Origin of the sequence: Microbacterium sp. BF1 (assembly GCF_019279095.1) — a bacterium.
Classification (GTDB): Bacteria; Actinomycetota; Actinomycetes; order Actinomycetales; family Microbacteriaceae; genus Microbacterium; species Microbacterium maritypicum.
This window is the reverse complement of sequence record NZ_JAGYWT010000070.1, coordinates 1-8183: the sequence shown is the minus strand read 5'-3', so window position 1 is coordinate 8183 and position 8183 is coordinate 1. Positions and strand designations below refer to the sequence as shown.

11 protein-coding genes are annotated in these 8183 nt (G+C 68.2%); 7 read left to right on the top strand and 4 right to left on the bottom strand.

Going from position 1 to position 8183, the window contains the following annotated elements; translation table 11 throughout:
• From KZA10_RS04275 to KZA10_RS04265, 3 genes are all read left to right on the top strand, one after another.
• A partial coding sequence (locus KZA10_RS04275) for a cytochrome b/b6 domain-containing protein (RefSeq protein WP_256934397.1) occupies positions 1-909 on the top strand: 909 nt, incomplete at its 5' end.
• Between the two features lie 20 nt (positions 910-929).
• Entirely contained in the window at positions 930-1415 is a 486-nt protein-coding gene (locus tag KZA10_RS04270; protein ID WP_218682260.1) for an ASCH domain-containing protein, read from the top strand.
• Positions 1416-1445: 30 nt separating this feature from the next.
• Positions 1446-2597 carry an acetyl-CoA C-acetyltransferase gene (locus KZA10_RS04265; protein ID WP_218682259.1) on the top strand — a complete coding sequence of 384 codons (1152 nt, stop codon included), beginning with the start codon at positions 1446-1448 and terminating at the stop codon, positions 2595-2597.
• 84 nt (positions 2598-2681) lie between these two features.
• Here the strand turns inward: KZA10_RS04265 and KZA10_RS04260 are convergent, their stop codons facing one another.
• On the bottom strand, positions 2682-3191 hold the full coding sequence (locus tag KZA10_RS04260; RefSeq protein WP_174799584.1) for a GNAT family N-acetyltransferase: 510 nt from the start codon (positions 3189-3191) through the stop codon (positions 2682-2684).
• A 131-nt stretch (positions 3192-3322) separates the two neighbouring features.
• On the opposite strand from KZA10_RS04260, the gene KZA10_RS04255 reads away from it, so the two are divergent.
• A complete protein-coding gene (locus tag KZA10_RS04255; protein ID WP_031205706.1) occupies positions 3323-3883 on the top strand; it encodes an acyl-CoA thioesterase in 561 nt (186 codons plus the stop codon).
• A gap of 42 nt (positions 3884-3925) precedes the next feature.
• Positions 3926-5326, top strand: a complete 1401-nt coding sequence (locus KZA10_RS04250; protein WP_127483059.1) for a hypothetical protein — start codon at positions 3926-3928, stop codon at positions 5324-5326.
• Here KZA10_RS04250 and KZA10_RS04245 read toward each other — a convergent pair.
• The 3 genes from KZA10_RS04245 to KZA10_RS04235 are packed head-to-tail and all read right to left on the bottom strand — an operon-like array spanning position 5281 to position 7126.
• Positions 5281-5880 (bottom strand): hypothetical protein, encoded by a 600-nt coding sequence (locus KZA10_RS04245; RefSeq protein WP_218682258.1) that lies wholly within the window; start codon positions 5878-5880, stop codon positions 5281-5283. The genes KZA10_RS04250 and KZA10_RS04245 overlap by 46 nt on opposite strands.
• A complete protein-coding gene (locus KZA10_RS04240; RefSeq protein WP_127483057.1) occupies positions 5877-6437 on the bottom strand; it encodes a hypothetical protein in 561 nt (186 codons plus the stop codon). The genes KZA10_RS04245 and KZA10_RS04240 overlap by 4 nt, the downstream gene beginning before the upstream one ends.
• Positions 6434-7126, bottom strand: a complete 693-nt coding sequence (locus KZA10_RS04235) for a hypothetical protein (protein ID WP_127483056.1) — start codon at positions 7124-7126, stop codon at positions 6434-6436. Before KZA10_RS04235 ends, KZA10_RS04240 begins: the two co-directional genes overlap by 4 nt.
• Positions 7127-7294: 168 nt before the next feature.
• Here KZA10_RS04235 and KZA10_RS04230 point away from each other — a divergent pair, with 168 nt between their 5' ends.
• Together KZA10_RS04230 and KZA10_RS04225 are read left to right on the top strand one after the other, a co-directional pair.
• Positions 7295-7738, top strand: a complete 444-nt coding sequence (locus tag KZA10_RS04230; protein ID WP_218682257.1) for a hypothetical protein — start codon at positions 7295-7297, stop codon at positions 7736-7738.
• Between the two features lie 115 nt (positions 7739-7853).
• Positions 7854-8183 (top strand): hypothetical protein (locus tag KZA10_RS04225; RefSeq protein WP_218682256.1); only part of this gene is annotated, 330 nt, incomplete at its 3' end.

Sequence of the window (8183 nt, the reverse complement as noted above, 5' to 3'; positions counted from 1 at the left end):
CCGGCAACCGTCCGCCGTCGTCCGACCTGGACGCAGGCGATCGGCGTGCTGTTCGGCGCCGCCGCGCTCGGAGTGCTCGCAGGAGCGGCGATCGCCTTCGTGCGGACGCTCCTGAGCTTCCCGTTCATGCAGGACTTCCTCGCAGCCTTCCCCGGCGAGTACGAACCCGCGATCGCGGTCGAGCCCGGGTTCTCGCCCTGGATCGGCTGGCAGCACTTCTTCAACATGTTCCTGATGGTGCTGATCATCCGCTCGGGCCTGCAGGTGCGCACCGAGAAGCGGCCGACCGTGTTCTGGACGCCCCGGGGCAACCCCAAGGGGAAGATCAGCCTCAACCTCTGGTTCCACCAGTCGCTCGACATCCTGTGGCTCGTGAACGGCGTGATCTTCGTGGTCCTGCTGTTCGTCACCGGGCACTGGGTGCGCATCGTGCCGACGAGCTGGGAGGTGTTCCCGAACGCGCTGTCGGCGGCACTGCAGTACGTCTCGTTCGACTGGCCGCACGAGAACGGCTGGAACAACTACAACAGCCTGCAGCAGCTCGCCTACTTCGCGACCGTGTTCATCGCCGCACCGCTCGCGGCGATCACCGGGTTCCGCATGTCGGGGCTGTGGCCCAAGAGGGCCGAGAAGCTGTCGAAGGCGTACCCGGTCGAGTGGGCGCGGGCGCTGCACTTCCCGATCATGCTCTACTTCGTGGCGTTCATCATCGCCCACGTCGCGCTCGTGATGCTGACCGGATTCCTGCGCAACCTGAACCACATGTTCGCGGCGCAGGATGCGGTCACCTGGACCGGATTCTGGGTGTTCGTCCTCTCGCTCGTGGTGATCGCGATCGCGTGGGTGGCCGCCCGCCCGCTCGTGCTCGCCCCCATCGCGAAGGCGTTCGGGAAGGTCTCCGGACGCTGAGCCGGAGCTAGCCTGAGGGAGTGAGTGACAGCATCGACATCGAGACCTTCTGGCGACGGGCGAGGGCGGCTGATCACCGCCTGCCCGAAGCACAGCCGGAGGCGTGGGGTTTCGGTGCCACACCGCAGCAGGCCGACGAGCTTCTGGCGCTGGTGATCAGCGGAGTGAAGGTGGGTACCGCCTCCGCGCTGTGGGACTACGAACAGGCCGGGGAACCGCTGCCGCGCGTGGGCGAGCTGAGCATACTCCTCGACGGTGCCGACGTGCCGCGAGCCGTGATCGAGACCGTCGCGGTCGAGGTCGTGCCGTTCGACCAGGTCGACGAAGAGCACGCTTTCGCCGAGGGAGAGGGCGACCGCACGCTCGCGCACTGGCGTGAGGTGCACGAGCGCTTCTGGCGACTGCACTCCGAGAACCCCCGCGGATACGAGCCGGACATGCCCGTGGTGTGCGAGCGATTCCACCTGCTCCTCCCGTCGGATGCCGCGACTGCACCCACACGGTGAAGGATCATTCTCGACGACGGAAGGAAGATCATGGCCGAGGCGTACATCATCGATGCGGTCCGCTCCCCGGTCGGACGGCGCGGCGGATCGCTCTCCGGCATCCATCCGGCTGATCTCGGCGCGCACAGCCTCCGCGCGCTGGTCGATCGGGTCGGGATCGACCCCGGGGTGATCGACGACGTGGTGCTGGGGGCGATCGACGCGATCGGCGGTCAGGCGGGGAACGTGGCACGCACCGCCGCCCTGGTCGCCGGATTCCCCGAGCATGTGCCCGGTGTCACGATCGATCGCCAGTGCGGATCGAGCCAGCAGGCCGTGCACTTCGCGGCGCAGGCCGTGATGAGCGGCGTGAACGACCTCGTGATCGCGGGCGGTCTGCAGAACATGTCGCAGGTGCCCCTGCTCGCTGCGGCCATCGTGGGCCAGGCCTACGGATTCACCACCCCGTATGCGGAGTCGCCGGGGTGGCGCGAGAGGTACGGCGACCAGGAGATCTCGCAGTTCGCCGGTGCGGAGCTGATCGCCGAGAAGTGGGACATCTCCCGCGAGGAGATGGAGCAGTTCGCCCTGGAGAGCCACCGCCGCGCGGCCGTCGCGCAGGACGAAGGTCGCTTCTCGAACGAGATCGCCCCGCTGAACGGTCGCGACCACGACGAAGGCGTGCGCCGGGACACGACCCTGGAGCGGATGGCACAGCTCGCGCCGCTCAGGGAAGGCGGACGGATCACGGCCGCCGTGTCATCGCAGATCAGCGATGCCTCCAGCGCCGTGCTCATCGCGAGCACACGGGCCGTGCGCGAACACGGACTCACCCCACGCGCACGCATCCATCAGATGACGGTCCGCGGCGCCAGCCCCGTGCTCATGCTGACGGCGCCCATCCCGGCGACCAGGCACGCTCTGGAGCGTGCGGGGCTCGGCATCGGCGACATCGACCTGTTCGAGGTGAACGAGGCTTTCGCTCCCGTGGTCCTCGCCTGGATGCGCGAGCTCGACGCCCCCTACGAGAAGGTCAACGTCAACGGCGGCGGCATCGCGCTCGGCCACCCGATCGGTGCGACCGGCACGAGGCTGCTCGCGACCATGCTGAACGAACTCGAGCGCACCGGCGGACGCTATGGCCTGCAGGCGATGTGCGAGGGCGGCGGTGTCGCGAACGTGACGATCATCGAGCGCCTCTGACCTGCTGTCGCGCGAGCATCAGCGCAGACAGCGAGAGCGGGCCGCCTCCTCGGGGAGACGGCCCGCGCTCGCGTGTGCGATCGATCAGGGGCGGACGAAGCGGACCTCGGTCAGCGTCTCGCCCAGGAACGGCTCGGTGTGCGATGCGCCGTCGAGGCGGAAGCCGTTGCGCGCGTAGAACCGGTGCGCGCGGGGGTTGTCCTCGACGACCCACAGATACAGCGGCTCGTCCTTCTCGACGGCCGCGTCGAACAGCTTCTGGCCGATGCCGGTGGAGTGCCACGCATCGAGCAGGTAGATGAAGTAGAGCTCGCGGAACGCGGGAGCGTCCTTGTCGCGGGCGGGACCGGAGCCGACGAAGCCGACGATCTCGCCGTCGACGAGCGCGGCGTTCATCGTGAACTCGGGGCCCTGCGAGGCCCAGTGCGTCCACAGCTCGGCCATGCGGCGGGGCGAGACCTTCTCCAGCGCCGCCTTGCTGATCAGGTGGTCGTAGGTCTCGTGCCAGCACTGCGCGTGCACGCGACCGAGGGCTTCCGCATCCACATCACGGACCGGACGGACGATGACTTCAGGCTGGGCTTCGGCGCTCATGTTCGTGACTCTACGCGCGGCGTCCACGAAGAGGAAATCGAGTGGATGTTCGATGACACCCGATGCGCGGGCATGGAGGGTTCGCACAACGATGTTCGCTGATCGTGCGCTCCTGGCTACGATCGATCCTCGTGAACGTGATCTGGCGGACCCTCCTGGTAATCCTCGGCGCTCGCCGCCGCGTGCGACGGGGGAAGACCCTCGATGCGTCGGCGGTCAGCAGCATCCGCCTGACCACGCTGCCGACCGACATCGATATCCTGCGCCACATGAACAACGGGCGCTACCTGTCGCTCTTCGACCTCGGACGCTGGGATCTGCTGATACGAACCGGGCTGTTCGACGCGATGAAGGAGCACGGCTGGTACGCGGTCGTGTCCAGCGAGACCGTGACGTTCCGCAAGTCGCTGCAGCTGTGGCAGCGTTTCGACGTGCAGTCGCGCTTCATCGGCCACGACGACAAGGCGGTGTTCCTCGAGCACAGGGCCGTCGTCGACGGAGAGATCTACGCGCGGGTGATCGTGCGCTCGCGCATGCTGCGCCGTACCGGCGGCACCGTCAGCAACGAAGAGCTGTTCGCCGCCGTGGGCAAGCCCGAAGGCGTGCCGGAGATCGATGCGTGGGTTCACGACTGGGCAGCGGCATCCGCCCTCCCTCCCGTGCGGGTGAAGGCTCCGAGCGTCTGGGGGTGAGGTCGCCCGCAGCCCCCGCACGAGCCGCGTTATATTGACCCTGTGCTGGCGATTCTGACGACCACCGGGCGCGTGCTGTGGAGGCACTGGCCCGCGCTGATGGCGTGGTATCTTGCAGGCGTCCTGGTGCACTACGTGCTCACAGAGGTCGCGGGCTTCATCGGTGCATACTCCGCCACGGTCGGCTTCCTCGTCCTTCCCCTCGCGATCCTCGCGCGCCTGGTGAGTCTGGTGGCGATGTTCCTGGTGCTGCGCGACGGTCTGCGCAACCTGCAAGAGGTCGCACGTCTTCCAGAGGCGACCGCGGATCGCCGTCGCACGTTCCTCTCGGCCCTTCTCGCCGGCATCCTGCCCTTCTTTGCCGTCTACTGGGCGCAGGGGCTGCTCGGGGAGGACGTGCGTGCGTACTCGCTACGGGCGCTCGAAGTGCGCGACGGCATCGTCTGGACCGCGAGCGTCAACGGCGAAGGGCTGGTGAGCTCGCAGGACACCGTGCTCAACCTGCCACTGAACGTGTGGACCGTCTCGATCATCGTGCTCGCCTTCGCCGGCCGCTGGGCGTGGTCCAAATGGTCCTCGAAGCTCGCGAAATGGCTGTCGCCGGTCGCCGTCTACTTCGAGGTCGTCTGGGTCTTCTTCTCGGTGATGGTGCTCGGCGACATCTTCGACATGATCAAGGCGTGGGTCGACAGCCGTGCGGCCATGGTGTTCCTCGAGGGTGTCAGGGAGCAGGTGCTCGATGCCGTCGCCCCGGTGCGCTGGCTGTGGGAGGGAGTCGGCTGGGTGCTCTCCGAAGCAGGACCGGTCCTCCTCGCCCCGCTCGCCTGGCTGACCATCGCCGGGGTGGTCTTCGGCCAAGCGATCGTTGCTGAGAAGCTGCGTGTGGAGAGTGAGCTGATCGCCCGTGTGCGCGAGCACGCGGCCGTCATCCCCCATCCGCTCGTGCGACGGCTCAAGGACCTAGGCGAAGAGCTCGGCGCGCGCTTTCGCCCGATCGGACGTGCTCTGCTGCTGATGTGGCGCGCCGGTCCGCTGCTCGTCGGCTCGTATGCTCTGCTCTACGTTCTCGTAAAGGCGCTCGAGTCGTACCTCTCCTTCGGCATCACCCGACTCATCGGCCCCCAGGAGTATCTGTTCTGGGCGGTAGCGACGCCACTGGTCTCGCTGGTGCCCCTGCTGCTCATGGAACCCCTGCGGATCGCGGTGATCAGCGGCGCGTACGACGCGACTCTCGGGCGGCTGCGTAGGCGACAGCAGGAGCGAACCGACACGACGGGGCTCTCGCCGCAGGAGTCGGAGATGCGTGCCGTCGCCGATGCCGCCGGGCTCCTGCCCTCGTCGGTGGATGCCGTCGCGGCAGCGATGGTCAGCGGGCAGGTCAGGGACAGCGTCGAGGGTCAGGGTGCGAAGTCGAACCTCACGAACGACGCGGCGGCGTCGTAGGGTCGCACGTCGACCCAGAACGGTCCTTCGACATCGTCCGGCACCACGAACGGCACGATCAGCTCATAGGGGCTCGCCTGGTCACTGAGGCAGGTCTCCGGTTCGTCGGCACTCCAGTCCAGTCCGATTTCGGCACGCACAGGGCTCCACTCGCGCCCCGTCGACTGCTCCACGAGCGTGGGCGTCTCGCAGGCCATCCCCTCGGCGCCGGGGTCCACGGGTATCGCGACAGCGATCAGGCGCGCGTGCTCCGGCATATCGAGGCCGGAGACATCCTCAATGTCCCCGCCGCGCACCGGACCCCAGACCGCGCCGACGAGATCCGTCGTCTCGCCCTCCGGCACCACGACGGGCGTGACCGCGCGGACACCGAATCCGAAGTACTGATACCACTCCTGCCAGCCGACCGCGAAGGCGGTCGCCGGCAGGAGAAGGGCGAGTGCGACCAGGGCCAGAGTGTTGCGCCGCCACCAGGACGGCGGTTTTCCAGGGGCGGTCGCGGTCTCAGGATCCTCCCGCGGCGTGGGCGGTATCGGCGGAAGCGGGATCGTCATCGCGCCCATCCGTTCTCGTCCAGAAGCACCTCGGCCTCGACGGTGAGCGCGGCCAGGTCGATCGGCAGATCGATCACGCCGTCGCGGCTGCCCCCGAGGTCGCCCGCTCCCGGCACACTCAGACGCAGCGTTGCCCTGTCGCCTATGACGTCGTCCGGCAACTCGAAGGCGAGGCTACCGGCGCGGGGAACACCGGTGACCAGGCGTTGAGCGGCGAACGTGGTGCCGCGATCCGTGGCGCGGAACGTGCGGTCGCCGATGGTGAGGTCAGCGCCCCTGAGGGTGCTCAGATCCTGCGTGACCCCGCTCGCGGCCTCGAGATCGACGACGAGCCAGGTGCCCTCGGCTGACCATCCCTCCGCATCCGTGACCCGGCGAGTGAGGTGCACGGCGGTCACGGTCGCCACGAGGTTGCGCGTCGAGGCCCGCTCGCCGATCTGCGCGACCGTCGGGAAGGGGGCGTTCGGGGCGTCGTCGGGAAGCGTGACCTTCGAGACACCCCACGCACAGACGACCAGTGCGCCGGTGGCGAGCCAGACGAGGACGTGCTTCTTCACGGGAGCGTCACCTCATCGATCGTCGCCGTGAGGGTCGCTCCGACGCGGACATCCCCCCAGTAGTCGCCGCGCATCACGCTCTGCCCGACGTAGTGGTCGGAGTCGGGGAGGGTCAGGGTGATCTCGTCGCCATCGCGGAAATCGTCCGGCCCGACGATCCAGGCGAGCAGCAGGCGAGCAGGCACGTCCGGTTGCAGCCATGGCGCGCCCTGCCCGTCGTCGGCGTGTGAGAGCGTGCCTTTCTCCTCGATTCCATCGATGCGGATGCCGTCGACGACCGGCGACAATGCAGAGCCCGCCGTCGACGGTCGAGGCTTGTCGAAGGTGTTCACGACATCGACCGCGACGACCAGCAGTCGCTCTCCCGACTCTTCGTCGGGGAACAGTGCGGCGCTTCCGCGGTCGTCGCGTAGCTCGACGCCGATCACGGTCATCTCCAGGTCGGAGCCGGTGAAGGTCTCTCCGACCTCGATGACAGGGGTGGGAGAGACGGCGGCGGCCTCGAGGCCGCCGAATATTGCCGTGGTCGCGAGGAGGACCGCGCCGGCACCGGTGAGGAGCCACGATGTCGGGATCAGATCGATGCTGCGTCGCGCCCAGCCGAGGACCTTCGCACGTGCCCCGGCGTTCGCGGCCACGACGGCCTGGTCGGGAACCTGGGTCGGGGGTTCCGGCGGCGTCGTGGTCACGGCAACAGCATAGAACCGAGAGCGGGCGGAAGACCCGATGCGGGCCCTGTCACGGTGGAGGACGAGTTTGTCCACCGAATGCCCTACAGACACCCACGTATGCGGTCTCTAGCCTGAAAGTTCGGACCGTTTCGAGAGCCGATGTCGGCCCGATCGAGGAGGAATGAAATGCAGCGTCGAATGACGAAGATCCTGACCGGCGGCCTGCTGGCCGCGGTGATCCTTGGGGGCGGTGCGGTGCCGGCGGGTGCCACGGTGGCATCGGAAGCGGCGCCCACCTCCGTCTCGGCGGCGGGAGTCAACGCCACCCTCGACAAGGTGGAGAGCGCGGCGCACAAGCTGAGAGATGTAATCGCCACCCTGCGCTCGACGACCAAGACCGCCGAGCAGAAGCGCACGAGCGCGAGGGGGGCCGTCAGCACTCTGGAGTCCGTTGCGCAGGCGGTCGGGGGATCGTCGGCGACCGCGCTCCGGCGCGACGCGGCACGCGTCTCCACGGCGGCATCGCGATCGCAGTTCAGCACCGCGGCGAGCACACTCGTGTCTTCCGTGCAGCGCCTGGACAAGATCGCCAACGCGATCAGAGACCTCGACGGACAACTCGGCGGCTGAGTGGCCTCTCGATCTTGTCCACCGCGGAACCCCATCGGAAACGGAGGGGCTCCGCGGTCGTTTCCCCATCCGGCGCTCACGGGATCGGGCGGGGTGGGGAACTAGGCTGAAATCCATGGCAGCGACCACCCCCGATGCCGCGGCATCCGTCCCTCTTGCAGAGCAGGCCGTCGAGCTCGCCCGCCGGTGGGTGATCGAGGCAGGAGCCGCCGAGGTCGACCCTCCCGCCGAGCGTCTCGCCGGGGTGCTGCAGGACGTCAACGGTCTGCCGTTCACGCTCGGCTTCGTCGACGGCGTCATGCGCCCGGAGAGCCTGACCGCCGCGGCCTCGCAGCTGCACCGGATCGCCCCGATCGTGCCTGAATTCCTGCCCTGGTACCTGCGCTCGGTGGTGCGTCTCGGCGGCGGTGTCGCGCAGATCCTGCCTTCGCCCGTGGTGCCGATC